Below are 25,056 nucleotides of genomic sequence, written 5' to 3' on the forward strand. Positions count from 1 at the left end.
AATCAGGTGACGTGAACAATCACCAGCCTGCCATGACCGCCCCCTCTCAGCGAATTTGCAGAACTCTCAGCACACTACCCGCACCACCGGCCGCCCGTTTATGGATGGGGCCTGGCGTCCCCGGTCGGGCCCCGGGTGCGGAGGCGACCGCGGGCGTGTGGGGGAGCGCACCTTCTGCGACGCTGGAAAGCAGGTCGACGCCTTACCGAACCCCGCGTTCAATGCCTTGGAACAGCCAGCGCCAGCGTTACGCTGCCGTCGTGACATTCATGGCTTGGGGAGACGGCGATTTTCCCCTGCGGATGAGGCGTATTGACTTCGGCCAAGTGTGGATGCTTCGCCGACGAGCCGAAAGGCAACTGGCGCATACGATCGGATGGAGAACGGGCTGTCGCTACGCGACTTCTTCTGAGCCCAACGCGAGCATGCCCTGCCCCGAATGAAGTAAGTGACGGGGGCCATGCAGCTTCTGCGTCATTCAAACGGCTGTAGCGCCTCGGCCGCCGCAGCGCCGTTCCAGCCGGCTCATGCTGTCCACGGTGACGCGGCGGTTGTTCTCGATCCGAATCACGCCGTCCATTCTCAGGCTGGTCAGCTGACGGCTCACGGTCTCGTTTGTGATTCCAAGGAAATCAGAAATGTCGGCACGCGTCATCGGCAGCTCGAAGCACGTCGAGCTAGCCGTCGGGTCAACATTGGAGTCGATGTTCCGGGCAATCATGAGGAGAAAGCTCGCCACCTTCTCTGGTGCGGTCTTGCGCCCCAGAGTCACCATCCATTCGCGTGCCTCGTCAAGTTCGTTCAGCGCCTGCTTGAGCAGGCGATGCACAAATTCAGGTGACTGCTTCATCATCCGTTCGATGGCCGCTCTGGGAAACGAGCATAGCGAGACAGCTGTTGCCGCTTCCGCATTAATCGCACTTTTCATCTTGAAGGGCCGACCCAGAAAATCCGGGGCGAACTGCAGGCCGACAATCTGTTGGCGTCCATCTGACAGGCTCTTCGTGAGCTTCACCACGCCTGAAAGCACGTTCGAATAACAGTCGACCGCCTCGGCGTCGCCGATCAGTTCGACCCCCGGCTCGATATTGTGCCGCGACGACGTCTTGGCGAGCTGAGCCAAATGGTCTGGCTCTAGCGCGCCACAGACACCGCGGCGCCGTGCCTCGCAAGACAGGCAAAGAACGGGGATGCCGGAACTGTGAATATCCTGCCGTAATGTCATTCGATCGCTCTACCGCTCCGTGCGGGCAGGATAGCATCCACGGTAGAAAAATCCTTGCGGCAGTTTGTCCGTGCTGAAGGTTGATCGAAATCAGGGCTTAGGCTCATCCAAGCATCCACAGTTCGGGCGAGGCAAACACGGTGGACCACGACATGCGACAAAAGCTAGTTGCCAGATTTGGCGAGAACGTCCCGCGCTACACGAGCTACCCGACCGCGCCGCATTTCAATGCAAGCGTTGACGCTACCGTTTGTCGTGGCTGGCTACAGGGGCTCGACGAGGGCGACGAAATCTCGCTCTATCTGCACATCCCATACTGCGACAAGCTTTGCTGGTTCTGTGCCTGCCATACCAAGCAGACACGCCATTACGAANACCGTCGCCGGTCTTGTTGCAGGCAAAGGTCGTGTGCGTGCCGTCCATTTCGGCGGTGGTTCGCCGACGATGCTCAAGCCCGAAGATACGGTGGCGCTGGGAACCGCCCTGCGCAACAGCTTCGGCTTTCTTCCCGGCGCCAAGATCAGCGTTGAAATCGAACCCAACGATATGGACGATGCCCGCCTCGATGCGCTTGCCGAAATCGGCATGACCCGTGCGAGCCTCGGCGTTCAGGATTTCGATCCGAAGGTGCAAAAGGCGATCAACCGCGAGCAGAGCTTCCTGCAGACCAAGACGGTCGTCGACGGCGTTCGTTCGCGCGGCGTCGAATCCGTCAATCTGGACCTGCTCTATGGTCTGCCGCACCAGACCAGGGAAAGCGTCGCTTCTACGGTCACGCAGGCACTGACCCTGGAACCGGATCGGATCGCACTGTTTGGCTACGCGCATGTACCGTGGTTCAAGAAACATCAGACGATGATCGACGAGGCCTGGTTGCCGGGTCCNGCGGAGCGCTTTGCCCAGTCGCAACTGGCTGCACAGGCGATTGTAGACAATGGATACGAGGCAATCGGGCTCGACCATTTCGCCAAACCAGGCGATGCGCTGGCGATTGCGGCACACACCGGGACTTTGCACCGGAACTTTCAGGGCTACACGGACGATTGCTGCGAAATCTTGATCGGGCTCGGCCCGTCATCCATTAGCCAGTTTCGGCAAGGCTATGCGCAGAACATGCCTTCAACCAGCGAATATAGACGCATGGTTGATGACGGTGGACTGGCCGCTGTTCGGGGTATCGCACTTTCCAACGACGACCGCGTTCGCGGCTGGATCATCGAACGTTTGATGTGCGACTTCGCCTTCTCGGCCATCGATCTGGTGGAACGCTTCGGCGAGGCCGGCCAGAGGCTCCTCCTTCAGTCAAGTTCCATGGCCCTCCACGATCCGGTTCGATTGCTTGAACTTGATGGCGACAGATTCGTTGTGCCGGCTGAAAGTCGCCCTTTCGTCCGAAGCATCGCGGCCAGGTTCGACAAATATTTCGAAGCTGGAACGGCCAGGCACTCGGCGGCAGTCTGAGCACTCAGAGGAACGGTCATGCCTCTCAGTCGATCATGGACCGCGGTACGTTTGTTGATCGGCGACCGTCTATCGAGACAAGATTCTGAGCGGACCAGACGCGTCTTGGCGCAGCGACGATATCGTCCGCTCGAGCCCTGCCTGTCGGATCATGGTTGTCGGCGACAGCTCCCTTCGACCTGAACCACCCGTTCACCCGAATTCTGCCGGCGCAGTTCCAGTGGAAAGGGCCTGGGCTAGACGGCTCTCTTGTTACCCCAGAGCACAACGTGCAGCTGCGGCAGCACGCGGGCCTCGAACCATCTGTCGCGGGTCACGCTGTCAACCAGCCACTCCATGCGCTTCAATATTCCGTCAAGGTCGACAGGCGCGTCATCATTTGTGGGGTGTGGCGGCGTGTGATTGCCGGGCTGCAGATAGATCGGAAGTTGCGGAAATTGCGCAGCGGCGTCTTTCGCGTAGGTGTAGTCCCTTTCGTCGAAAACAATGAGCTTGAGCACGACTTGGGGCTTGCCTTGTGCCGCCTGGAGGCACGCCTCGACAGCGGCCCAATCTGTCGTCATTCGGCTTGACGGCGGCTTTGGGCTGAGGATCAGCACGTCAAGCTGCGCAAACCAGTCCCTGGCAAGAGACCCTTGGGTTTCCAGCGCAAAACGGTAACCGTCACCATGGCCCCGGTCGATGAGCGCGCCGAGCGGCTGGATGGCCGGATTGCCGCCTGATAGCGACACCATCAGCGGGCGGCCACCGGAAAGGGCAAGCACATTTTTCCACACCGCCCCAACGGACATCATCTCCCATTCATGCCGGAATTGATTGTCCACAGCATGGAGGCTGTCGCACCAGGAACAGCGATAGTCACACCCGCCGGTTCTGACGAAGATCGTCGGCAAACCTATGAGCACGCCCTCGCCCTGGATCGTCGGCCCGAAAATCTCGCTAACGCGGATTGCGGGATGAGTATTCGTCATGGCCGGTATTCCGCCCAGGTTTTCGGCGTTTCGCTCACCCGCACGGCCGCGGTTTCGCTCAGACGTGCCTTGCACCAGTCGTAGAAATGTCTGGCCAGATATTCCGCCGTGACTTGCTCGTGTCCCAGCACGTCGTTGAGATGCCGGTGGTCGAAGCTCTCGTCGATGTAGCGTTTGAATGGCGCCAAGTCGTGGTAGTCGCGCACGAAGCCGTGATCGTCCAGTCCATCCGCTGAAAGCTCCACTTCGACGATGTAGTTATGTCCGTGCAGGCGCGCGCATTGGTGATCGGGTGGCAATGAGGTGAGCTGATGCGAGGCTGAGAAGTGGAATTCCTTGGTGATGCGGAACATTACGCGGTGGTCCTTCGCAGCGCTCCGAGCCAGAAGTCGGAGTCCTCATACTCGGTTGGGTCCGGGTGCCCAGCGATGTGAAACGCCTCACGCCGCTCGACGCAGGTCCCGCACCTCCCGCAATGACGCTCGGCGCCCTTATAACAGGACCAGGTCTGCGCAAACGGCGTGCCGTATGTGGCTCCATCCGTAACAATGTCCGCCTTCGTCAGGTTCACATAGGGTGCATAAAGGCGAATCTGCGCGTAGCCGTCGAGCGCGTGGTCCTGCATCATCTGGAAAGCGTCGATGAAGGCCGGACGGCAATCGGGATAGACAACGTGATCCCCACCATGCACGGCCGTCGCCACTGCGTCAGCGTCTTGCGCTGCGGCGAGGCCGAAGGCAATGGCCAACATGATGGCGTTCCGGTTGGGCACCACCGTTATCTTCATCGTGTCTTCGGCATAGTGCCCGTCGGGCACGTCCACATTGTCGGTCAGCGCGGAGCCGGAAAGGTCGCCGCCGATCTCGTGGATATCGATGATTCGCTGCGGGACACTCAGGCGCTCCGCGCAAAGGGTGGCGAAGCCCAATTCCTTCCTATGCCGTTGGCCGTAATCGAACGATAGCAGGCCGGTCAGCTGGTGCTCCGCTGCCACCTTGTGGGCAAGAGTAACGGAATCCAATCCGCCGGAGCAGACGACGAGAGTCTTCATCGTTGGGTCCTTGTTTTAACCGGGTAGGCTGCGACCGGAGATTTCTCTGCGCTCCAGTACTTCAGGAAAACCATTTTGTGAAGTGAACGGAGACCAATTCGTGCGCTTGCGTGCGATGCGCAAAAAGCCATCGCGGTGAGCTGCAAGGACACGGACTGGCGAGACGTCACCCTTCAGCGGAATGCTCAAAGTCGAACGCTTCTCGGGGACAAAGTTCTCGACGAGCAGAGCCTGTCGGTCCCGAGCGCCGAGCGACGCCATTGCAACGGTTTCGGAGTACAAAGCCGAGATGGGCTTGCCGCAAACAGCTCACTTACCAGGGATGTTCAGCGATGCCGAAATCCAGATATCGGGGTGGATTATGAGATCAATTGTCGCGACAGCTTTGGCTGGCCTGCTCCTCGCGCTTCGTAGATGCAGCGCATTCCACGTCAGGATCATTTTGATGAGCACGCCCTCAATGGATAACCGGCGAACCCTGAATAACCGGTCGTGAGCCGACATCTGTGAACAAGCGGTGTGGTCGATTGCAATCACCCATGTCTTGCGCACAGGTACCTTATGGCAGTGGATGAACTGAACTTGATGGTTTTACAGATGGCAGTCGAAAGCGTCCGCTCGCTCTCGTTGAGCTTCGCTGAAAAAGCCGCCGAGATAGCCACCAGGAGCCGCGGCAGCCTGCTTTTCAACGTGCGGATCGACGGTGACGCGCAGGTCCAGCGGGTCGCAGCCATCCGATATCACGGCGGCCAATTCGGCGTGCTGGCGTTAGACGGACACGGCCTAGTTACCCACTATTGCATCGTTAACGGTATGTTCTCACATTACATTGCGGCCTTGGAGAGCTGGCACAGGATGCCCCTGTCGATGCAGGCCAAGATGGATGCCAACGGCAATGCCCGTCTCTTCGTAGAGGCGTTGCGGGATGCCGGACATATGCTGGGCACCTAGCATTTGGCCAGAGTGCATCTCTGAATTTGCAAGTGCATCACTGCGATGGCGCCGGCATGATCGTCATGCTCGAAAAGGGCTGCGGCGGCCGCGGCAAAGCGGTCGCCGCGATGATGGTGTCAACGGCGTTGCATCGATGCCAGCGTTTAGAACAGAGGTCTCCTCCTGGCATCGAGCGTATGCAAGGAGCTACGCAAGCGCAAATGTATCAAGTATTTTGAAGGGACGACCCCTCATGCATACTTAGCTGCGATGCTCGGGCGGCATAAGCCTCGTTGCCATCTAGCCGCCTTGATGCACGGCGATAAGCTTTTGACGGCCTGAAGCGACGCTGTGGTCGCCGTTGCGGTGCTTTTCCACGCGCCTCGTCAGGCGCCGGGATTGCTCCGGCGTGATGGCAGGCGGGGGACGAAGCGGATATCGCCACCGTGGGCGCCGACCTCGACCCGCGCGATGATGCGCTCGACGCGGCTCCAACTAGCGGCGCCGTCAACGAACTTCTTGAACCTGCGGACCTTGCCTGTCTTGGCCGACGCTTCGAAGCGCGCGGTCGTGCTGGCCTCCAGATCCGCGACATGCTTGTGCAGGGTCGTGGTGGGCGCGAGGCCAAAGATGAAGTCGACGTCGTTGGCGCGGCACCAGTCGATGACCTGCGGGTTGCAATAAGGGCTATCGCCGCGGAGCAGGATTCGAATGTTCGGCCAGTTGATCTGGATCGCCCGCACCAGACGGCGCAGGTGGGGGCGGATCTCAGCCCCACTCGGCCGCTTGGCCGGTCGCAGGATCGCGCTGACGAACCGTCCCGCACCATCGAACACGACGATCGGCTGGAAGCCGTACTCGTATGGTGGGCATTGAACAGGCGAAGCTGTTGGCCTCCGTGCACAGCGTCGAAGGTGTCGTCAATGTCGAGTACGATCCGCTTCGGCACTTGCCGGAACGAGGCGCAATAGAGATCGACCATCGCCCGNCGATCATGTCCGCCAGGCTGTGGACGACCTGGTCCGGGCAGCGCGGATCGTCGATGCAACGCGCCAGACGCTCGGCCACCCGCAACCGCTTTTCCACCTCGGCCTAGGCCAGAACGCCGCTGTGGACGACAGCATGCCGCCGTCGAAACGGGCGACGACGGACTTGCCGCCGACTAAAAACCGCTCAGCGGCAGCGCAAGATCGTTCATGGTAGGTGTGGTCTCCGGGAAATTTCGGATCGGCTTAAGCAACCAAATCCTACGTCATTTCAACGGGCTTGCGCCACATCCACCAACCCACATGAATTTTTCAGGCTGGCAGAGAGGGTGCTTGCGGTGCACTCACTGACACGAGATCGCAGATGGAGGCGCGTGACCACCAGAACTGGCGACACCCAAGGTGGTCCGCTGGACCCGCAGGAGGAACCACAAGGTGTCAGCGGGCAGAGCGCAAGCGAGTCCCTACTTCGATCTTTCTAGAAGCGCGCCGGCAGCCTGGGCGGGGGGCTTGGGGGTCAGACTGCCGGCGCACGCCACTCACGAAGAGCGGCCCCTTTTCCTGGTTCGAACGCCCATAGTCAACCCGGAAACGTCAGGATGCCCGCCATGTTACTTTCAGAGCGGCGCGACTTCGCCATGGTGGACGATTCAGCCTAGGAGTAGCCACTCTCGTAGGCCGAGTTGATGCTCAAGCCAGCATCGCCTTGCCGAACTAGGAAGAGTTCGCCGTTAGTCCTTCGTCGCGAGCCGATGCCGTCGTGCACGTTTCGTAGCACTCCGGGCGGCTATATCGCTTTGTTGTTCGGCGAGCTGCGCCAGAAGGCATCGCATCAATCGAATCAAGCGTCGACATCAGCCGCAAGCTTCACATCACAACAGCTAGTCCACCCATTGCAGATCATCCGACTGTTCAGGCGGCGTCCGAAATGTCCAACTCCGACTCAAGAATTCCCACAGGTATGGAAAGCGATTTCGCTATCCGATCCCGATAGCCCTTGCTGTACCTCAGACCTCGCTCGATGTTTTGGATTTCCTCAGCGGCCAGCCCGCACGCGACGGCCAGGTCGTCGATCGAATATCCAAGGTGCTCGCGATAAGCGCGGACGATGTGGGTTCCCTGGGACATAGCGGTCAAGACTGGTTCGGGAATGCGCGAATCCTTCATAAACATCTCCAAGAACTGGGAGCTCCCTCAGAGATTCCTCCCGAGGCGCACACTTAGCAAATAAAAAATGGTCGTCCATTCGGCCGAACCGGCCTCATGCATGGGATGGGCCGCTGAATTGGCCGGGCCGGAATATGGCGGCTCACCTGCTTCTGATCAAATATCAAGACTGCCCGTGCTGAGAGCCTGGTCGGCGTAGCGCATGCGACCTGCTATCCTTCGTGGACCATTCTCGCCGATGGCTTTCTTGAACAGCAACTCGAACTTTCGGCAGGACACTGCTTCCTTCGGCCAATCTCCACCGGCGAGGCAGCGAAAGACCCGCTCGTAACCGTTACCGAGTTTCGCAATTGCAGCAAACAATGGTCATCTGGTTTCATCCGGGCTTCGGATCCAGACAAGGGGTACCGCTTTCCTGGAGGCGCATCGCCACCTGTACAGGTTCACAATCATTCGACGGTGACCGATTTTGCGAGATTGCGCGGCTGGTCTACATCCGTCCCCATGAAGAGCGCCGTGTGGTAGGCTAGAAGCTGTATCGGGAGCGAGAAGATCATTGGCGCGATAATCTCGTCGACAACCGGCAGCACGAGCGTGTGCATGGTTTCGAGTTTCGATACGGCTGCCCCTTTTTCATCGGTGATGAGGATAATCCGCCCTCCACGGGCAGCCACTTCCTGCATGTTGGAAACGGTCTTGTCGAAAAGACGGTCATGGGGCGCGATGACGATCACCGGCATGTTCTCGTCTATCAAGGCGATCGGCCCGTGCTTCAATTCACCCGCTGCATAGCCCTCGGCATGGATGTAGGAAATCTCCTTGAGCTTCAGCGCACCTTCCATCGCTAGCGGGAAACTGGTGCCACGGCCGAGATACAGGACGTCACGACACTTTGACAGTTCGCGCGACAAGAACTCGATTTCCGGCTGGATGCACTCGAGTACGTGGCCCATCACGCGCGGCAATTCGGCGAGGCTCCTGACGAGCGCCTGCAGCTCGTGTTCGGGGACGGTCCCGCGGGCTCTGGCCGCGCCGATGGCGAGTGCTGCTAGAACGGCAAGCTGGCAGGTAAAAGCCTTGGTAGAGGCGACGCCGATCTCCGGTCCGGCAAGGATCGGGAAAACCGTATCGGCCTCCCGAGCGATGGTCGATTCGCAGGCATTGACGATAGCGCCAATTTTCAGCCCACGCTCCTTGCAGTACCTCAATGACGCAAGCGTATCGGCGGTTTCGCCGGACTGCGAGATGAAAAGAGCCGCCGACTGCGGCGGCAACGGGATCTCGCGGTAACGGAATTCGGACGCAACGTCGATTTCAACCGTCAGGCGCGCATAGCGCTCGAACCAGTATTTTCCGATCAGTCCGGCGAAATAGGCGGTCCCGCAGGCAGAGATCGCCAAGCTCGGGACCTTGGCGAAATCAATGCCAGGAACCATGTCGCGACTGTCTATGATGTTAATGTAATGACGGAGAGCATGGGCGATGACCTCGGGCTGCTCGTAAATCTCCTTCTCCATGAAGTGGCGATGGTTGCCCTTGTTGGCCAGATCGGCCGCGGCCGTGGAGATATGGCGCGGACGCTCGACGGGACGGCCGTCGACATCGAAGATATGGGCGCCCGAATTGCCGACAACGGCCCAGTCGCCGTCGATGAGATAGGTAATTTCATTGGTGAAGGGAGCAAGGGCGATCGCGTCGGAGCCCAGGAACATCTCGCCGTCGCCGTGACCGATCGCGAGCGGTGGTCCGTTGCGCGCCGCCGTGATGGTCGACGGTTCATCTTCGAAGAGGATGGCAAGCGCATAAGCGCCCTTGACGCGTTTCAGCATGGCACGCGTGGCCTCTTGCGGCCTCATGCCCTCTCGGCGGTATCTTGCCAAGAGATGCCCAACGACCTCGGTGTCGGTGTCGGTCTGGAACTCGGCGCCATCCGCCGCCAATTCGTCCTTCAGCTCGGTGAAATTCTCGATGATGCCGTTATGGACTACGGCGACACCGTCGCTAAAGTGCGGGTGCGCATTGCGTTCGGTCGAGGCCCCGTGGGTTGCCCAACGCGTGTGGCCGATGCCGACGTTGCCGCTCAGCGGCTCTTCCTTCAGTCGCGTCTGGAGATTGACGAGCTTGCCCTCGGCGCGCCGGCGGTGCAAGGCACCCTCGATGATCGTCGCAACGCCGGCGGAATCATAGCCGCGATATTCCAAACCCTTCAACGCGCCGATCAACCGATCCGACACCGGCTGTTGCCCAACGATGCCAACAATCCCGCACATGTTCGTCTCCGCATCTTTGCGGGCAGCACCAGCCCACGCGAGACGGATACCCGTCCGGCCGCTTTAAGTGGCGGCCTTGTAGTAGAATTCCATAATATTGGTAAAATTGATTGTTGTGATAACTACCATCCACCCGATGGATAGGTCGGCCGCTGTGGAGCCACGACCCAAACTTCTATTCGCGCCTGACGCTCTTATGAGGATCGCAAACTCACACCCGCGGCAGGATCACGGCCTCGGAAAGGCCAGGAGGCCTTAGACGGTGGACGGACGACGGGCCTGCGACCCCTTGTCAGGCAGTCGGCATCTAGGAGCATGGTGCCGCCGACTTGGGCATCGGCGATGGTCTGTCTTGGCGACAGCCTGAGTTCGCTTCAGGACCGTCGTCGTCTCGCGCGGCTGCCGGTGTCAGTTGACGATAACAAATGTCCGCCGGGGGCGAGCGCCTCGCGCACGGCACGTGCCAGCCGCGGTCGGTCCGGGACGCCGTCGAGGCGTTGGCCGTGAAGACTCGACGGGGCGTGACACCAGAGTAGCGAGTTCGTAGCGCGTAGCCGGCGACGAATTCGCAATTGGTCGCGCCGGCGCCGGTCAGCCGGCGCTGCGCGGCCTCCAGTTGGTCGGCGTAGTGCGACGACATGGCGGGCGATCGTGGCGATCGGCACAGCCGCCCCGCAACAGAGGTCGACCACCTCCATGCCCGGCTTCAGCCCGGTTGTCGCAAGCGCCATCTTCGCTGCGGTCGCGCTTGTCATGCTGCTCTTTCCTGGCCTTTGCAAGAACACGAACCTCGGCTTCGGTCGGAATGGCAATGTGGCGAAGGGCGACCCGATCTGCGTCAAGCTCATCGCCAAGGAAGAGGCGAATGATGGGCAGCCCCACTACCGCCTGATCACCACCGGCGGCCGCCGATGTTCCCAGCATTCGCGTTCCAAGGTCGGTATGTCGTGCTCCTCGCTGGCATAGCCGAGGCAGAAATAGCCGATCAGCGTCCATTCGGGCGGCGTGTCGAGAATTTCGGCCATCTCGGTCGCATCGAGGATCGACACCCAGCCCATGCCGATGCCCTCCGCCCGCGCCGCCACCCACAGTGTGTGCACTGCCATGACGGCCGAATAGTCGATGGTCGCCGCCATGGTCATGCGACCGAGCCCATGGCCTTGCCGGGTCGTGCGGTCGGCGAAGACCGCGAACTGACAGGGCGCCTCGTCGAGCCCGGCAAGCTTCAGCCGGGCATAGAGTGCGGCGCGCTCTCCCGAAAAGCGCGTGAGCGCCTCGGCATTGCAGCGCTCGAAGCAGTCTCTCACGGCAGTGCGCCGCTTGAGGCTGTCGACGACTACGAAGCGCCAGGGCTGGCTGAGGCCAACGGAGGGCGCAGTGCTGGCGAGCTCGAGCAGGCGTTCCAGCGTACCCTCCGGCAGAGCCGTCGGCTCGAAGCGCCGCACATCCCTGCGCCAGCGCAGCAGCGTGATCAGCCCGGAGCGAAAATCGTCGGTGAAATCTGGAGGTGACGGCATGGCGGTCTCGTTAGGTATGTATTGGACACTAGGGAGTACAGTGTGGACAGCCTACTGCCCATTGCCAAGCTGGCTTGTTGCGTCCGACAATCGCGTCATGCGGCCCCAACCGCAAACGATAGAAAAATGTTTCCTGTGGGCGGCGCTATTACGATGCAATCGACCAAGCCCGTTTCGATCAGCTCGCACGGCGTGAATCGCGTACCAGGCCGTTGATAGATGCGCCATTGACACTCAGGCGCACCCGTATCGCTCACCAGGCCTCGGAATGCGGAGAACGTCGGCCTGGAACGCGGAGACTGCGACAGGCGTCTCAGCTTGCATATACTCGTCCTGCCGCACCGCCTGCAACTCAGTTTGCTTCCGACCACGTCGGCCTCGACGTCCCCGAAGATTCCCCAGGTCATTCGGCCGATACCATCGTCTGACATCATAGCGCCGCAGCGGACAGCACCAGCTGCCCAGTTTCATTTGGGGCATCGCTGAGCTTCCAGTCGCCACCGCAATTTCGTCTTCCACCAGCGTCAGGCCTGACCCAAATTGCAGCTCATCCCTCTCACAGTCAATTCGCGCTTGAATTATCTGTTCTACTTTCGTTCACTGTTCGGACGACACATTAGAAAGAGCTGGAATGGAATCTATCATCAGCCCCTCGATAGCCGCCAAAGGTGGCCGCTGTTCAAGCCCGCCGAAAAGATTGGATGCCGTTCACAAGGAGAGAGCATCAGTGGGACCATGCCGGCACCATGGATGGGCTGGTGCCGTCATGAAGTTGGAGGGCGACTTGCCTCCTCTAGCCGTTTTCGCAACCTATTCCGTCGCCGTCTCGGTCAAGATCATAGATATCGGTGCCTACGACAGAGACCGGCCCGTGTACGTATGCGGGACCATTGCCCTTTCCGGAGGAACAGTCGACATCGCTGGCGATTGGAACACAGGCGCCTGTGTAGTTAGGGTCGCAGGATTCTTGGCCATGAGCGCTGCTGATGAAGGACGCCAGACCCAGAGCGACCGCGCCTAGACGATGAAACCGCATCAAACACCCGCCAGCTAACACCCAAGAAATCTTAGCGGGCGTTTTAGCTCCATGCAATATTAGCGCTGGCTTGGGCGCCTATATATCACCACCAAGCTCCAAAGAGATAAGTTATTGCCCCACTGCAATGATCAAGATCGCGTTGAGGGCGCACGATGGCGGGCTACTTGATTTCGGTTTGGCAGATGCGTGGCCAAAGACCGACGCGTGCTGCCAGGCATATGCATCTTCGGCGGGGTTTGACTTTTGATATTGCTAGGCAGGAAGGTCGCTAGCCGTACAGACCAGCTTATTACCGAGGTCGAGAATCCTAGTACCGATCGCTGGTAGTGCATCCACAGCAGTCTGATTTGACAGCCGTCGTCGAGCCGGAGTTCGCATCGCCCTCTGCGGTGAGGCCTCCGTAAGCGTCTGCGACGACCGACAGAGTCGACAAGCACGCGCTTCGTTCAGCGCCCCGAGGTGATCATGGCTGAAAGCGGCCCTACAAGGGCGGCCGATAGTAGCCTTCAAGGCCTACAAGAGGCAAACGCTGTGGAATCGTGTGCAGGGCGAGGTCGGCGGCCCGGTCCCGAAGGAGCATAAGAAGAACAAGGCCGAATGGCTGAAGCCGGGACTGGTCCGCCGGTCACGAGGTCGGAGGGCGAAGAGAAGCTGCGCCTCGCGAGGCTACGGATTTCTGGGAGGATAACCAAAGAGCGCGGCCAGTCTTAGGTATATTGTACGATTGTTACCCAAGCGGCGGCCGCATGGACTCTCATCATCTTGGAACTACATTGCCAGAATGGCACAGCTCTTTGAATCCGCCCCAATGAGCGCTTCATTTCAGATGATCGTGGACCACTATGAGACAGCGGTTTCACTCCAGGAGCGCATTGTAACTCGCGCTCGACAAGTCGGCTTGGCGACCAAAAGCGATGACGAATTTCTGGAGCATCTGAATGCCGCGTTAGAGCGGGTGCGCCAAAGCTTGGCTCGGGCCGATTAACGTAATTGATTAAAAAATGGGACAACCGCGGTCGGCAGGCATACAGTGTGCCATCGACGGCAACTCTAAGGGCGTCCGTCGGCTGTGAGCGATCAACATGCTTCCGCCCCAATAGGGAGAGGGAGCTATGACAGACTCCAGTTCACGAACTCACACTGCCGCGCAATGCGACACCCGCCAAAATTCCATCTATCGCAATTCGCTGCTGCTTCGAATGTGCTCGGCAGATTTGGCCTTGCTGCAACCTCATTTGGAAAGCGTCTCCCTTGGACTGAAGACGCATCTCGAAGTGGCGGGGTCTCCAATCAGAACCGTGTACTTCTTCGAGAGCGGTCTCGGGTCAGTGGTGGGCGAACTGCGGCCTGGTATTGAAGCTGAGATCGGAATCATAGGTTGTGAGGGTATGACCGGCTCAGCGCTTATTATGGGCGATGACCGGTCAACGCACGATTGTTACGTCCAATTAGAGGCCCGAGCCTTTGTTATCGATGCGGGCCTCTTCACCAAGGCGCTTTTGACAAGCCCAACCCTGCGAAGTTTTCTGCTCCGCTACGTTCACTACTTTCACCTCCAGGCAAGCTTCACCGCGCTCAGCAATGCCCGGATGAACATAGTCGNTGCTCCGCTACGTTCACTACTTTCACCTCCAGGCAAGCTTCACCGCGCTCAGCAATGCCCGGATGAACATAGTCGACAGGCTCTCAAGATGGCTGGTGATGTGTGATGATCGCGTCGACGGGAACAGCTTTGCGATTACGCACGAGTTCTTATCAGTTATGCTCGGTGTCAGGCGGCCCGGCGTCACCATAGCGCTGCAAACCTTGGAGGGCCAAGGTCTGATANATCAGTTATGCTCGGTGTCAGGCGGCCCGGCGTCACCATAGCGCTGCAAACCTTGGAGGGCCAAGGTCTGATACGCTCAATGCGAGGAGAGGTAGTCATTCTTGATCGCGCGCGTCTAATTGCGCTGGCAGATGGGTCATATGGCAGGGCTGAAGCCGAATACGCTCGGCTAGTCGGCAAACTGCATTGATCGCAGGCGCCGCGGCGTCCGTAGCGCCGCGACGGTGATCGCCAACGAATGTGCTCGAACAGGAGATGGTCGATCTCCTGCATTGGAGTCACGTAAGCCGCCTAGACAGAGCCTTCACCGCCGACGTTGCCGAGCATCGGGATCCACGACGAAGCTGTCATGCCGGCACCGCTGCATGCGCCGCGCGAGGAACAAACCGCCCCTCGCCTTCGTTCAGGATCCCGAAGCACGATACGGCTGTGCACCACCTTCCGGCCACTCAAAGGAGACCCGAGACGACTCGGTCCGTAAAGGAGGTTTTCGAAGAGCATCTGAGGCTTCGCGCGGCAGGCGATATCGAGGAGGATCTCTTGGGCGCACTGCCATCTAACCTCGATTAAACAGGCACTGATGCGCTGGCTGGAGCAATGGCGAGACTCATTGCACCAGCCAAGTTCAGGGCATATGCAGACAACCGCTTTTGGCCCGGAACAGATCGATTGGCGGCATAGCCTTATCTTCCCTCACAACGGGAAGGCTGTTTCGGGACTTTTCGAAATCAGCGGATCACAGGCTCGCCATGGAAGCGGCGGCGCGATGGAGGAGAAACGCCGAAGCCAACTTCCATCATCAGCCGTGGCCTGTGCGACGGCACGGTGCCCATATGGAACCCGAACGGATCCTCGACGAAACCGAAACCGGCCTTGCCGGTCAGCGTGACCGGACTCTGCTTGCCGTAGACGTCCAGAATCTCTTGCGCTGGATGGCCGACGACAAGCGTAAATTGGTGCTTGAGGGCGCGGCGATCATGGCTGCCGCGAACATAGATATGCGGGCCGGTCCCCTCGTCGACGGGCACCAGATAGAAAAAGAACTTCAGCATCCGCCAGTCGTCCAGGTCGAAGTGGTATTTGCCGAGCGAAGCCAGGTTCTTGTCCGCGTCCGACGCCTGGCCGGTCGGGAAGCTCCACCAGACGCGCGTCGTGATCAGCGTCGCCTGGCCGCCGAGATAGTGCGCCGCGATATCCATGAGCAGCGGATCGTTTTGGATGGCAACGGCCGACTTACAGCCCAGAATGCGCTCGAAATAATGGCCGCTGAGCAACGGACGGCCAAATCGCGCCTCAGCCTCCGCATGCTCCGCCGGCATGAACTCGAGTCGGCGATCGAAATTGCCGAAACAAGGTGTGCACCTGGCGAATGCGGCTACATCTTCAGCCACCATTGCAGGCAGGACAAGGCCGGGAAAAAGCCCATCCATCCGCAGCGCGTCGACAACGTCGTGGCAATTGACACCGGCAAACATCGTGTCCTGGGCTCTTTGCGGCCTTCGGACCGGCTTTGCACCACGCCAGTGCATTCTCCGTGCCGGCATGGTGCGCGCCAACATGAACATGGGCAGCCACGCCGGGTTCTCGCGAATATCCGACAGGTAGGTCGGAATGCGTACGGCTATGCGACGCAGCATGCTGCCGTTTCGCGCGATTGTCTCAAGGCTTGCTGCGCCGGCTTTGTCGGAGTTCATAACGGTCATCGGGGTCCTCAGGTCATGAATGCACTTATCGACGAAGTTGGGTCCCGGTGTTTCGCCGAAACCCGATTCGCCGCGGAAGAACTAGGCGCTTGCCACGTTTTGTGCAACGCACCATTGCAGTGAGAAAATGGAGGTTGCGCGTTCGTATAAGACAATCGCAACCACTCCAATTACCTCAGGAACTGTCTGTAGCCGCCGCCCATCAGGTAGCGGCCGCGTTGGATGGCGCGACGTACCTGATCGCGAAGATGGCCGCCTGGATGACGCCAATCTTCTTCGACACGGCGTCTCCCGAACAAGGCAATGGCGACCTCCTGATGAGATGCTCCCGCCAGCGAGCCATCCAAAGCCTGCAGTACAATACGCAGACGCGCTCCGCGGTGTTCCGGCGGAAAGCAAGCAGCTGACACGCGGCGGCAATCATTGATGTCGTTCAGGAACTGAAGGGCAGCGACATGGAACTTGAGGTGCTGCGGCTGAAGGATCGCGTCGACATATAGCCGCAACGGGCGGAGTACGGAGGCACCGGAAACGGCGATCTGCAGACTCCGGCAGTTCTCCCTCAGCAGCACGTGCTGCATGCCCGCAGCTGTCAGCAGGATGTCCTTGCAGCATGAGAGCGAAGAAAGGTGAAGCGGTTCAAAATCGTGGTCGAGCCCCAGCGGCTCCGCGGCCGCTCGTAGAATACAGGCGCAATCGCGCGGATCCCAAAAGACCCTCGCCGATGTAGCGTCCGACTGTGGCGCGTCCGCGAAAAAGGAGGCTCCATTGTCTTAGGAAAGCTGATTCTGTCGTCAACTCGATTATCTTCATGTCGGCCTGGGTTCCGACAAAGCAGGCGGACGGTGCCATTTTGGCGTGGTCGCGCTGGAATTGTGGATTGCGCCGAAGAAACTCCCAGGCCCAGCCAGTGCGTGGCAATCGTCTGGCGTAGTGGTAAGCGTCCTGGCGACGCCAGTCCGGCCAGCATACAAGGCCGACCGTCGCTTCCTTGGACAAACCAGCATCCTTCATGGCACAGGTGTCCACAATGGCGCTATGCTGACGGGCCTAGAACCGGTTGCCACAGTACCGGTCCGCTCAGACGTCCCCTGCTGCGGATGCGCAAAAGGCTCGCGTGGGAAATCTCGAGAAACCCAGCCACCGCCTCCGTTTTGCCGACGCACTTGGGTTCTCCGATGCGCGACAATGGCCACGTAGCAAGGCGGAGGATCCGCTCCATGCGCGTGTCCGTCACCGTTACGATCCGGGTCAGATCCTTGGCCAAGCCGAACTCGATCATGCCCGCGAAGAGCTCGTAGGTCGCCTGAGCCAGCCCGCCCGCTGCCTTGGGCGCCGACGGAGGAAGATCGAGCGCGAAACGACTGCTCTCCCATATGTCGGTGGTCGAGGGCACGACGTCAGCACCCAGCAGCACCGGGAAGGTGTCGCGCAACATTGTGGGTCCGGTGCTGGGCAAAAGACGCACGCAACCGCGAATTCGCCAGTCGGATCCTTTGAGGAGCAGATAGACAGGCTTGAGAGCATCAAACGGATCGGATTCCATCTGGTCTTCGGTATCAACTTCCCAATCGAGCCTTTCCTTGAACACCCGAAACCTGAGCCCGTGCATCTCTTTGAGCTCGCCTGCAAAATCACTGTAAAAGTCTGGTGCTATCAGTTGCATCATGGTCGCCTCCATGTGGGATGTGTTCCCGCCATCGAAGGGCAAAGCTGACAGCGATGCAGCCTGTAGAGGTTTACAGGTATCGTGGCTGAGAATCAGGATCTCGTCAGGCCGGAGGCAGCCATTCGTGCAACGGCTTGGTTGATCGTTCGAACGCCAAACTTTGCCTTGGCGTTTTCCAGATGAAAGGTCACGGTGCGCTTTGAGACGCCGAGAAGCTGGCTAGTATCCCAAGCCGACTTGCCGCGCGCCGCCCATTTCAGGCACTCGAACTCCCGCGGGGTGAGCGTTACACCATCCACCACGCGATGATCGGCGAGCCTTCGCCGGACATGGATATGAAAGTTGATGGCCACCAGCTGCAATGCTTTTTCGTAACGTGCCAGTGACCGCAACAGAGGCGGACGGGACTCGTCGGAAGCAAAGGTCAGGGCAGCAAACCGGCCGAGATGATCATGCATGGACATCGTCAGGCCGCCGCAGATGCCAAACTCAGCCGCACTCTCTAGAATTTGTTGCTGCGAATTCGGCAGACCGTGCCGAGCGCGATCCACACCCCAATCGAATGTATCCCAGCCTTGCAGCCCGCGCAGGATGACCGGTGACCTGCCACTGAACTGTCATCCAGCGGCGATTAGAGCCTCGGCCGTTTCTGTTACGCCGTAGGGCGCGGGTNCCTGCTGCCTGGGGAAATAGATGGCGCCGGTCAAAAGCGAGGCCGCGGTGCCGTTGAAGGTGCTCTGCGCCGCAGTCCCGGTCCTGTCGCCGTAGAACAGCACGCCGGAATAGGCTCCGGAGGTAGGCGCGCTCAGCGTCACCTTGGCGTTGCCGTTCATGCTGACGGTGTTGCTGCCTGCCATGAAGATGGTTACTCCGCTGCCCGCGACGACCGCGTTGGCGTTGACCTTCATACCGCCCTGCACGACGTAGACGCCGGGCTGCAGGGTGACGTTGCCACTGAGGCTCATGCCGCTACAGTAGGTGCCAGGCTGGAGTGTTTGCGACGTCTTGTTGCCGTTGACACTCTTGCAAGGGTTGCCGGCTGTCGGCGTCCCCAAGCCGGAGAAAGGATCGGCTGCCGGCAAGGCTCGGGTGATGTTGGACTTGCAGACCGTGGTCGCTGGATTGTTCAGCACCATGCCGCCGACCGTGATCAGGCAGTCGGNTCATTGATCAGCGCCACCGCCCTTGCCTGTTCGGCAACGGGCGCCTGGTTGAAAATCGCCGTGAAGTAGCGATCGAGGTTTTGCTTGACGATGACCTCCACTGCCTTCTTCGCGGTGTTCGGGCCGGACAATGGCGGCGTGTTGACCTGGATCGTGCCCGGCGTGGCAAAATTGTTCGAGGTCGCGGACTGCGTGGCGGCGGCGATGATGGTCGGGTTATCGGAACCCGCGACTTTCTCGAGCGCACCGGCATAGGCCGCGGCATCGGCAACGGCCTGCAGCTTGAGGCTGCTGTAGTACCAGAAGGACGTCTCGATACCGAGGCCGGCGCCGCCGACCACGACCGGCAAGGTGAAGGCAACGACGACGGCAACGTTACCGTTCCTGGCGCGTGTTGCGCGGACCAATGCAGGCCAGAACCGGATGAATGCACTGGATCCCATATTTTATTAGAAATCACGAATAGATAAACGAATTTCTAAAAAACCCATTCCGATTCGATGAAGTCCACGGCCCAGACGAAAGGTTTGCTGCAATTCCTCCTCACGTGCATGTGCTTCACGCTGCGTCATCTCTACGGCCAAGGGGGGGCGCATTCTGACCGGGAGCTTTGGGTCGCAAACTGACCTTCCGTGATTGCGAGCCACATGGCTAAGCGGCTGTTCCGCTAGTGAGCCTCGACTAGAGTCCTAGATCCGCACACAAGCGTATCCTGGGTCGATCGCGCTTCGCGAAATGCGCCAAATTGCAAGGTCGTGAGTTCGGACAGCGGAAGCATTCTCCTCATGGGTGTTGCTTGTCGAGCAGAAGATTTCACGATCACCACCGAGACAGCTTCGTGTCGATCCCGCTGCTCGGCATGATCTGCGGTGAAGTCTCCGTGCTCCCGGCACTGAGGTTATCCAATCATAGCGAGTCCTAAAGCCGCACAACCTGGTCGAGATGCAGGCGTATCCGCTGGCCTGCCGCGAAGGACAGCGCAAACGATTCCAGGCCGAATGAGCGTGTAATTTCCTGGTCAGTTTCAATGATGCGAACGACCCATTCGCCACTGGCTCCGACCAGTTCCACGCGAGGCGTGGCCTTGCGAATTGGCACCACGCTGCCCATCACAGCCTCCCTACGAAAAGCAATGGCAAGTCGATTAAGACCCTGGTAGTCGGAAGTTCAATAACAAATGCTTGTTCGGATCGGACAAACCACCCTCGATGGGCATTACGAAGGCGGGCGAATCACACCTCAGTTAGGCGAACCCTCCGGGGAACCTCCCGTGAGATAGCCTCTGCTTTAGGTCGTTGGCATTCAGGATGGCCGCCAGCTCTTCGGCATACTCCATGTCGGGAAGGTTGACAGATGGGTGGCCCGCTACAGATGCAGTGCGCGCCGGACGAGCCGAGTTCCGAGTCGGGCTAGTCGAGGACTTGCCCTTGCCGGATAGCATTCGACAAGGCGCTCAGCGTCCACACAGTGTACTTCTGGCAAAGCCTTAGAGCCGGATCCGCAGAGCTCGCTCGCGTCATCGAACCAGGCGGTCGCGTCGTCTGGGCTTCCTCCCGAAGGCGCTTATGGACAGGATGAACATGCCGGCCGACATTTTTACACCTCGCGAGCCGATGAGGTCATTTGCTGCCTTGCGAGATGCAGGGTTCAGCGACCCTGAAGTGCGGAGACCGAGCACGGAAACCGCATGGCTCGTGGTGACAGGAACGCGAAGATAAGTTTCGGCGCCTGGAAGCGGAAAAGCCCGCCGCCGAAGCCAACTGGCTAGCGAATTTCGGCAAAGCGCCGGTCTTAAGGTTCTCACTCATCGGTGCAGGTTGATGGCGTGCACACAGCCGTTACGGCCGAGAGCTTCTCGCGCTTGTTATTTCAGGCTTCTGATAAGGCTTCTTCATTCAGGATCCCCAGTTTGTCCCTCAACGCGAAAATGCGGTGCGCCGATCACGATGGTCAACCAGAAACACTAAAGTAGCGGCCGAGCGGTGCCAGGGGACTGGCACGCGCGGTCAGGGCGGCGCACCATGGATGCTGCTATTGCCTGGCCGGTTGCCATGGCCTGCTAACGAGCGCACAATGTTGCCGTCGCCTCGAAAAATCAAAAAAGAACAGGCACGAGGCGCTTGGGAGCGATCATCAGGCTTTCGCCCGACCAGGGAGAAGGCCCATGCCCACACAGGCACAGAGCCGGCTCATGTATTTTATGGGCCAACTCGGTCACAACGAGAGCATCGTTTCCAAGCAGGATATTATCGTCGGCTTACTGGATCACGAAGGCAGTCCGACGGCCGACGCCGACGAATTGCTGGCGAACTTGCATCGATCACTGCAACAGGCCCGACAGAGCTTGCACGAGGCGCAAGAGATCTATGGAGTCAGAAATGCGGAGTAGCGAAAAAACAAAACTCGCATACACAGCCGCAGAGTTCGCCGAAAAACACGGTTTGACCGTGAAGGCAGCCGAAATCATCTTGTCCGTGAACGGCTCCTCACGTGTCGCTTGCGATGCAGCAGCACGCGCATTCAAAGAAGCGGTTGCGCACCGACAACACAGCAATGACGGCGAATGAGCCCCGCGCCTGCTTTTCGAGGCTGCGCGGGCCGACCATGACGAGTGGAGAGGACATCTTGGTCACCGGCAGGAATCGCTGAAGAACGAGCCGGGTGTGACCGAACAGCCTCAGAGTGAGGATGTTCCCGACTGACGCAAAAAAGCCCGCCAGCATGAGCCGGCGGGCCAAGTATGGGTCGCTGTCCAAATGAACGCGTTCGGTGTCTTCAGATGGATTTGGTCGAGAAGCCGCCGCGCGTCAGGCGCAACAGATCGGGCGCCGATCGAACGCCCCGCGGGCGCAGGAACGCCTTCGTCTCGCGGGCGCTCCGCGTAAGCAAATCTTCGCCGCCGAGAAGCTCAATCGTCTCGGCCCAACCGTCGTCTGGAAGCAATTCGTGTGTCGTCGTTTAGAATCACACCCGATTCCGCAGGGCAATACCTATCTTATCGCCTATGGCCTTTGCGCAGTTCATCCAAAGGAACGGGACAGGGCCGTCTCAGCCGCGCGGGAGCCGTCTGGCTGCCTTATGGTCGGTGATGTTCTCGACCGCCTTCAAAAGGGGTGGAGGGACCTCACAGAGCTTGGCATGCTCGCTGTGGTACGCCACAGCGGCCCGACGATGCTCTTGTGCAGCGCTTCGGCTGCTGCCAGGAAGCGGTCGATTTCAGCCCGGGAAAGCTGGTCGGAAGGTTTGGTTCTGGCCATTGGCGCGCAATTACTAATTTAGTGAAGCCTTACGTGCTTCTGGGGGGTAGACGTGAGACCGGTCGGTCCAGCTATGGGGCGCATTGAACATATTGTTTTTTCCGCGATTGCTGATTGGGATGTTTGCCATGTCGACCGTGGTAGCGACCTGGATTTACCTAGCAACGGATTCGTTCTGGAAGTCCCTTACATGGACCTTGCTGATTTTTATCATCTTTCAGGTTGCATATTTCCTATTTTCATTCGCGCTTTTCGACAAGTTTTGGATGAAAAGGACCGAAGAAAAACCGAACCCTGCCGAGCCTACCTGTCGAGACGGCGGTGTCTCATCTGAAGGGCGGTCGATGACGCTTTGAGGGAGACCGCCAGACACGAGAGCATGCGATCATGCTAATCTTTGCGAACCATGCGAAAGAAGGAAAGCCGTGGCAGCGCCAAAATCATCGAAAAGCGCGCTGGCGCTGGATGTCGCCACGGAGATCGTCGACAGGGTGCGGACCGACGACGCCGAAGCCGAGGAGCGCGAGGTAGGTCTAAGGAGGAAACACAGATGGCTGCCTATCTGATAGCGGATGTAGACGTAAAAGACGCTGCCTTGTTCGAGGAATATCGGCGGGACGTTCCCGCTACCGAAGAGCGGTACGGTGGGCGGTACCTGGGCCGCGGTGGCGCCACCAAGGTTCTGGAAGGTGATTGGGATCCACACCGACTGGTCATTGTCGAATTCCCCGACATGGCGTCATTGATGGGCTGGTATAATTCGCCGGAATACGCCCGGCTGATCGAGATCCGCAAACGTTCCGCTAACACCAGGATCATCGCTTTAGAAGGGATTGCAACGCCTGCGGCGTGACCCATGCAGCCAGCGGACCCGACGACAGTTGGCGTCCTCAGCGTCATTTCTTCCTCACGGCGAGATGCCGTCGGCAGGGATCAGGCAGCGTTTGGACATGAAGGCGTCGCGGAACGCGGGTGCTGTATTGATGCCCTCCATCCTCGCGTTGTCTTCGCACAGGTCGTCAAGGACGCCCTCAGCCAGAGCCATAAAGTCCCGCGCGCTTCCGTACCACGGCGAACGGCCGTCCAGGACATCTCTGGCAATTCTGCGGTGCAGACGAGCGAATTGATCAAACCGCCCGCCTCCTTATAGCCATTCATGAAATGCGCAAAGCGCGCTGACTGACGCCAACGGAAGGGACGCGGCATTTGCGAGAAGTCGCCTTCCAGGGAGCGTCGCTCCCATTCCTTCAACTCGTCAGGTGTCTCGTGACCGCCGTGTTATCCCGATCATGCGAAGACGTTCGCTCCGGTGCGGGACGACTTCAAGTCCTTTTCAAGGGTGTTGGGAGGTTGGCCCACGGCTGAAGGGCTGCACAACCAAGGGGCACGATCAGCTTCTGCACCTTCAGACACATCGTGATAACCTGTCGGTCATGAAATCGGAGGCTTGAGAGAAACGTGGGCGGGCCCCAGGAGAATAATTTCTGCCCATGGGGAAGGCGATGTCCGCGCTAGCCGGAATGTCAGCTACCGAAGATCCGCCGCCTGAAGGCTGCCAGTCCGCTAACGGCCGCCCCAAAGCTGCCGGTTTAACACAAGGTCGCATCGGAACCGATCCTTCGCATCCCCCGTTATCGAATGGAAGGGACATTACTTGTCATTAGGAGATGAAGAATGAAACGGCTTCTTTTTGCCACTGCCATGATGGCTGTTTCCAGCGGGCTTGCGTTCGCGGGGACGACAGGGACAACAGGGACAACGTCGAGTGGCTCCTCCACTACCACAACGATGCCGACGACAGATAACAACACGGATTCGACCACAACGAAGTCGACCAATTCGAACTCAGCGAAGGACTGTGCGCCGGGCCAGCAGAGTGGCAGTGCCAAGCAGGCCGCTCCTGGTCAACAGGATGACACCAGTGCCCAGTCCGCAGCCCCTGGACAGATGAAAACGACTGCCGAAGGTTGCTAATTGTGCCGGGAGAGGCCGGTTTGCACCGGCCGGAATGGATGCCTCCCGCTGCCGACCGGCGGCAACGGTCCGGCCTGGGCGCCCTTCGATCAGCGCGGGCCGTTTTTCGGAAAGTACCTCCCTTAATCGTCCAACGAGCCTGCAGCCTTTTCTTGGGCGAGTCGGATCTTGGGCGAGTCGCAATGCATAGTTAGTTGCGGATGTGATTGTTGAAATAGCGGCCCTTGGCGAAGGCAGATTTGAACGCGACAAATGCCTCAAGCGGCACGTCCAGGAAATCGTATTGCTTCCCCCTTGGCTCAAAACCAGACCGAGAGAACCCTGGTCCGGGTCAATAGTCGAACTTGCGCATCGAGGTCGACGGCATGGTGCGTTTCAAGAAACCAGCGTGAGCCGCGGCCAGCCGGGTATGGACCGCCCTACAGGCTGAAGTGTATTCGAAGATGTGACCGGGCGTAGAATGACGTCTCGTTCCGCCGCTTCGCGCGCCGCCCTGATCGGAGTTTTCGCGTTGACGGTGTGGGTGGCCGTCACGGCATCGCCTGCCATCTCCTCAACACGGTATTTCGGCACTTTTGTTCCTACGCGTCGGTAGCTAGCAACTCCGCTTGTTTAGGGGTCGCCCTCAAAGAGGAGAATAAGGTGGCAAGCTCGGGTCGCCCTGCCGCCGGGGGGGGGTGACCCGGCGGCTTGCACGTTCGACTAGGGTCGCTTCAGCTGTGACCGCCTTACGGCGTTGCCGCAGGAGTCTGCTTGGCAGCCATCTCGTCGATCTTCTCGGCAAGCACGCCGTTGGCCCATTCGGTGACCTCGGCGTCGACCGGCTTGTTGGCCATATCGGT

General features: G+C 59.4%; 21 protein-coding genes and 4 pseudogenes. 8 read left to right on the forward strand and 17 right to left on the reverse strand.

The features are described 5' to 3' along the window. Positions 1–478: 478 nt before the first annotated feature. Positions 479–1,225 (reverse strand): Crp/Fnr family transcriptional regulator, encoded by a 747-nt coding sequence (locus tag X728_RS137535; protein WP_023708062.1) that lies wholly within the window; start codon positions 1,223–1,225, stop codon positions 479–481. 152 nt (positions 1,226–1,377) lie between these two features. Between X728_RS137535 and hemN the strand changes: the two are divergent. Then, positions 1,378–2,686 (forward strand): annotated as a pseudogene (gene hemN / locus X728_RS01000000167420) (oxygen-independent coproporphyrinogen III oxidase). A 236-nt stretch (positions 2,687–2,922) separates the two neighbouring features. Here hemN and queE read toward each other — a convergent pair. Genes queE through queC form a run of 3 tightly spaced genes read right to left on the reverse strand, consistent with a single transcriptional unit; the run spans position 2,923 to position 4,708 of the window. Continuing rightward, complete coding sequence (queE, locus tag X728_RS137530; RefSeq protein ID WP_023707020.1) at positions 2,923–3,657, reverse strand: 7-carboxy-7-deazaguanine synthase QueE; 735 nt, start codon at positions 3,655–3,657, stop codon at positions 2,923–2,925. Further along, positions 3,654–4,010 carry a 6-carboxytetrahydropterin synthase QueD gene (gene queD / locus X728_RS137525; protein ID WP_023673552.1) on the reverse strand — a complete coding sequence of 119 codons (357 nt, stop codon included), beginning with the start codon at positions 4,008–4,010 and terminating at the stop codon, positions 3,654–3,656. Before queD ends, queE begins: the two co-directional genes overlap by 4 nt. After that, positions 4,010–4,708, reverse strand: coding sequence for a 7-cyano-7-deazaguanine synthase QueC (queC, locus tag X728_RS137520; protein ID WP_023697800.1), 699 nt, complete (start codon positions 4,706–4,708; stop codon positions 4,010–4,012). Before queC ends, queD begins: the two co-directional genes overlap by 1 nt. A gap of 561 nt (positions 4,709–5,269) precedes the next feature. On the opposite strand from queC, the gene X728_RS137510 reads away from it, so the two are divergent. Together X728_RS137510 and X728_RS1000000170720 are read left to right on the forward strand one after the other, a co-directional pair. Then, positions 5,270–5,659 (forward strand): hypothetical protein, encoded by a 390-nt coding sequence (locus X728_RS137510; protein WP_023833214.1) that lies wholly within the window; start codon positions 5,270–5,272, stop codon positions 5,657–5,659. Positions 5,660–5,715: 56 nt separating this feature from the next. Then, complete coding sequence (locus X728_RS1000000170720) at positions 5,716–5,880, forward strand: hypothetical protein (protein ID WP_023833215.1); 165 nt, start codon at positions 5,716–5,718, stop codon at positions 5,878–5,880. A gap of 186 nt (positions 5,881–6,066) precedes the next feature. Here the strand turns inward: X728_RS1000000170720 and X728_RS1000000169790 are convergent. From X728_RS1000000169790 to bluB, 4 genes and pseudogenes are all read right to left on the reverse strand, one after another. Continuing rightward, a pseudogene (locus tag X728_RS1000000169790) lies at positions 6,067–6,839 on the reverse strand (transposase); the annotation flags it as partial. 700 nt (positions 6,840–7,539) lie between these two features. Then, positions 7,540–7,794, reverse strand: a complete 255-nt coding sequence (locus X728_RS137505) for a helix-turn-helix transcriptional regulator (protein ID WP_031197535.1) — start codon at positions 7,792–7,794, stop codon at positions 7,540–7,542. Positions 7,795–8,243: 449 nt separating this feature from the next. Beyond that, complete coding sequence (glmS, locus tag X728_RS137500; protein WP_023818748.1) at positions 8,244–10,064, reverse strand: glutamine--fructose-6-phosphate transaminase (isomerizing); 1,821 nt, start codon at positions 10,062–10,064, stop codon at positions 8,244–8,246. Positions 10,065–10,945: 881 nt separating this feature from the next. Then, positions 10,946–11,581, reverse strand: a complete 636-nt coding sequence (bluB, locus tag X728_RS137495; RefSeq protein WP_023690605.1) for a 5,6-dimethylbenzimidazole synthase — start codon at positions 11,579–11,581, stop codon at positions 10,946–10,948. Positions 11,582–14,321: 2,740 nt separating this feature from the next. Between bluB and X728_RS1000000172340 the strand changes: the two are divergent. Together X728_RS1000000172340 and X728_RS1000000170725 are read left to right on the forward strand one after the other, a co-directional pair. Further along, positions 14,322–14,390 (forward strand): annotated as a pseudogene (locus X728_RS1000000172340) (Crp/Fnr family transcriptional regulator); the annotation flags it as partial. Next, positions 14,375–14,638 (forward strand): helix-turn-helix domain-containing protein, encoded by a 264-nt coding sequence (locus tag X728_RS1000000170725; protein WP_245266233.1) that lies wholly within the window; start codon positions 14,375–14,377, stop codon positions 14,636–14,638. The pseudogene X728_RS1000000172340 and the gene X728_RS1000000170725, both read left to right, overlap by 16 nt. Positions 14,639–15,176: 538 nt before the next feature. Here X728_RS1000000170725 and X728_RS137480 read toward each other — a convergent pair. From X728_RS137480 to X728_RS137465, 6 genes are all read right to left on the reverse strand, one after another. After that, complete coding sequence (locus X728_RS137480) at positions 15,177–16,151, reverse strand: hypothetical protein (RefSeq protein ID WP_023708080.1); 975 nt, start codon at positions 16,149–16,151, stop codon at positions 15,177–15,179. A 170-nt stretch (positions 16,152–16,321) separates the two neighbouring features. Continuing rightward, positions 16,322–16,732, reverse strand: a complete 411-nt coding sequence (locus X728_RS137475) for a DUF2285 domain-containing protein (protein ID WP_023673629.1) — start codon at positions 16,730–16,732, stop codon at positions 16,322–16,324. Positions 16,733–17,187: 455 nt separating this feature from the next. Next, on the reverse strand, positions 17,188–17,820 hold the full coding sequence (locus tag X728_RS137470) for an acyl-homoserine-lactone synthase (protein ID WP_023707030.1): 633 nt from the start codon (positions 17,818–17,820) through the stop codon (positions 17,188–17,190). 92 nt (positions 17,821–17,912) lie between these two features. Further along, positions 17,913–18,413, reverse strand: coding sequence for a LuxR C-terminal-related transcriptional regulator (locus X728_RS0136620; RefSeq protein WP_348625655.1), 501 nt, complete (start codon positions 18,411–18,413; stop codon positions 17,913–17,915). A 557-nt stretch (positions 18,414–18,970) separates the two neighbouring features. Then, positions 18,971–19,390, reverse strand: coding sequence for a pilus assembly protein TadG-related protein (locus X728_RS1000000171925; protein WP_245266232.1), 420 nt, complete (start codon positions 19,388–19,390; stop codon positions 18,971–18,973). 511 nt (positions 19,391–19,901) lie between these two features. Further along, on the reverse strand, positions 19,902–20,093 hold the full coding sequence (locus X728_RS137465; RefSeq protein WP_023699408.1) for a hypothetical protein: 192 nt from the start codon (positions 20,091–20,093) through the stop codon (positions 19,902–19,904). A 1,054-nt stretch (positions 20,094–21,147) separates the two neighbouring features. On the opposite strand from X728_RS137465, the gene X728_RS137460 reads away from it, so the two are divergent. Continuing rightward, complete coding sequence (locus tag X728_RS137460; RefSeq protein WP_023736937.1) at positions 21,148–21,372, forward strand: hypothetical protein; 225 nt, start codon at positions 21,148–21,150, stop codon at positions 21,370–21,372. Positions 21,373–21,469: 97 nt separating this feature from the next. Here X728_RS137460 and X728_RS1000000170730 read toward each other — a convergent pair whose 3' ends face one another. After that, complete coding sequence (locus X728_RS1000000170730) at positions 21,470–21,721, reverse strand: hypothetical protein (protein WP_031196198.1); 252 nt, start codon at positions 21,719–21,721, stop codon at positions 21,470–21,472. Positions 21,722–22,790: 1,069 nt separating this feature from the next. Between X728_RS1000000170730 and X728_RS137450 the strand changes: the two genes are divergently transcribed. Next, positions 22,791–23,093 (forward strand): DUF1330 domain-containing protein, encoded by a 303-nt coding sequence (locus X728_RS137450; RefSeq protein WP_023670645.1) that lies wholly within the window; start codon positions 22,791–22,793, stop codon positions 23,091–23,093. 54 nt (positions 23,094–23,147) lie between these two features. Here the strand turns inward: X728_RS137450 and X728_RS1000000172345 are convergent, their stop codons facing one another. Continuing rightward, the gene (locus X728_RS1000000172345) at positions 23,148–23,285 is read right to left on the reverse strand and encodes an SOS response-associated peptidase family protein (RefSeq protein ID WP_023696775.1); all 138 of its coding nucleotides are present in this window, start codon (positions 23,283–23,285) and stop codon (positions 23,148–23,150) included. A 629-nt stretch (positions 23,286–23,914) separates the two neighbouring features. Between X728_RS1000000172345 and X728_RS1000000171195 the strand changes: the two genes are divergently transcribed. Beyond that, entirely contained in the window at positions 23,915–24,214 is a 300-nt protein-coding gene (locus tag X728_RS1000000171195) for a hypothetical protein (protein WP_156933917.1), read from the forward strand. Between the two features lie 190 nt (positions 24,215–24,404). On the opposite strand, the pseudogene X728_RS1000000171930 reads toward X728_RS1000000171195, so the two are convergent. Further along, positions 24,405–24,497, reverse strand: a pseudogene (locus tag X728_RS1000000171930) (KTSC domain-containing protein); the annotation flags it as partial. Positions 24,498–25,056 lie beyond the last annotated feature (559 nt).

Source organism: Mesorhizobium sp. L103C119B0 (genome assembly GCF_000502235.1).
Taxonomy (GTDB): Bacteria; Pseudomonadota; Alphaproteobacteria; order Rhizobiales; family Rhizobiaceae; genus Mesorhizobium.

Excerpts from the sequence above, each read along its gene's own strand:
- X728_RS137510 (WP_023833214.1), top strand. The coding sequence starts at position 5,270 with ATGGCAGTGGATGAACTGAACTTGATGGTTTTACAGATGGCAGTCGAA.
- X728_RS137535 (WP_023708062.1), bottom strand. The coding sequence starts at position 1,225 with ATGACATTACGGCAGGATATTCACAGTTCCGGCATCCCCGTTCTTTGC.
- X728_RS137475 (WP_023673629.1), bottom strand. The coding sequence starts at position 16,732 with ATGCAGCACGTGCTGCTGAGGGAGAACTGCCGGAGTCTGCAGATCGCC.
- queC (WP_023697800.1), bottom strand. The coding sequence starts at position 4,708 with ATGAAGACTCTCGTCGTCTGCTCCGGCGGATTGGATTCCGTTACTCTT.
- X728_RS137460 (WP_023736937.1), top strand. The coding sequence starts at position 21,148 with ATGCCCACACAGGCACAGAGCCGGCTCATGTATTTTATGGGCCAACTC.
- queD (WP_023673552.1), bottom strand. The coding sequence starts at position 4,010 with ATGTTCCGCATCACCAAGGAATTCCACTTCTCAGCCTCGCATCAGCTC.
- queE (WP_023707020.1), bottom strand. The coding sequence starts at position 3,657 with ATGACGAATACTCATCCCGCAATCCGCGTTAGCGAGATTTTCGGGCCG.
- X728_RS137450 (WP_023670645.1), top strand. The coding sequence starts at position 22,791 with ATGGCTGCCTATCTGATAGCGGATGTAGACGTAAAAGACGCTGCCTTG.
- X728_RS137465 (WP_023699408.1), bottom strand. The coding sequence starts at position 20,093 with ATGGGCAGCGTGGTGCCAATTCGCAAGGCCACGCCTCGCGTGGAACTG.
- X728_RS1000000171195 (WP_156933917.1), top strand. The coding sequence starts at position 23,915 with ATGAAACGGCTTCTTTTTGCCACTGCCATGATGGCTGTTTCCAGCGGG.
- X728_RS1000000172345 (WP_023696775.1), bottom strand. The coding sequence starts at position 23,285 with ATGGCTCTGGCTGAGGGCGTCCTTGACGACCTGTGCGAAGACAACGCG.
- X728_RS137505 (WP_031197535.1), bottom strand. The coding sequence starts at position 7,794 with ATGAAGGATTCGCGCATTCCCGAACCAGTCTTGACCGCTATGTCCCAG.
- X728_RS137480 (WP_023708080.1), bottom strand. The coding sequence starts at position 16,151 with ATGACCGTTATGAACTCCGACAAAGCCGGCGCAGCAAGCCTTGAGACA.
- glmS (WP_023818748.1), bottom strand. The coding sequence starts at position 10,064 with ATGTGCGGGATTGTTGGCATCGTTGGGCAACAGCCGGTGTCGGATCGG.
- X728_RS137470 (WP_023707030.1), bottom strand. The coding sequence starts at position 17,820 with ATGATGCAACTGATAGCACCAGACTTTTACAGTGATTTTGCAGGCGAG.
- bluB (WP_023690605.1), bottom strand. The coding sequence starts at position 11,581 with ATGCCGTCACCTCCAGATTTCACCGACGATTTTCGCTCCGGGCTGATC.
- X728_RS1000000170720 (WP_023833215.1), top strand. The coding sequence starts at position 5,716 with ATGATCGTCATGCTCGAAAAGGGCTGCGGCGGCCGCGGCAAAGCGGTC.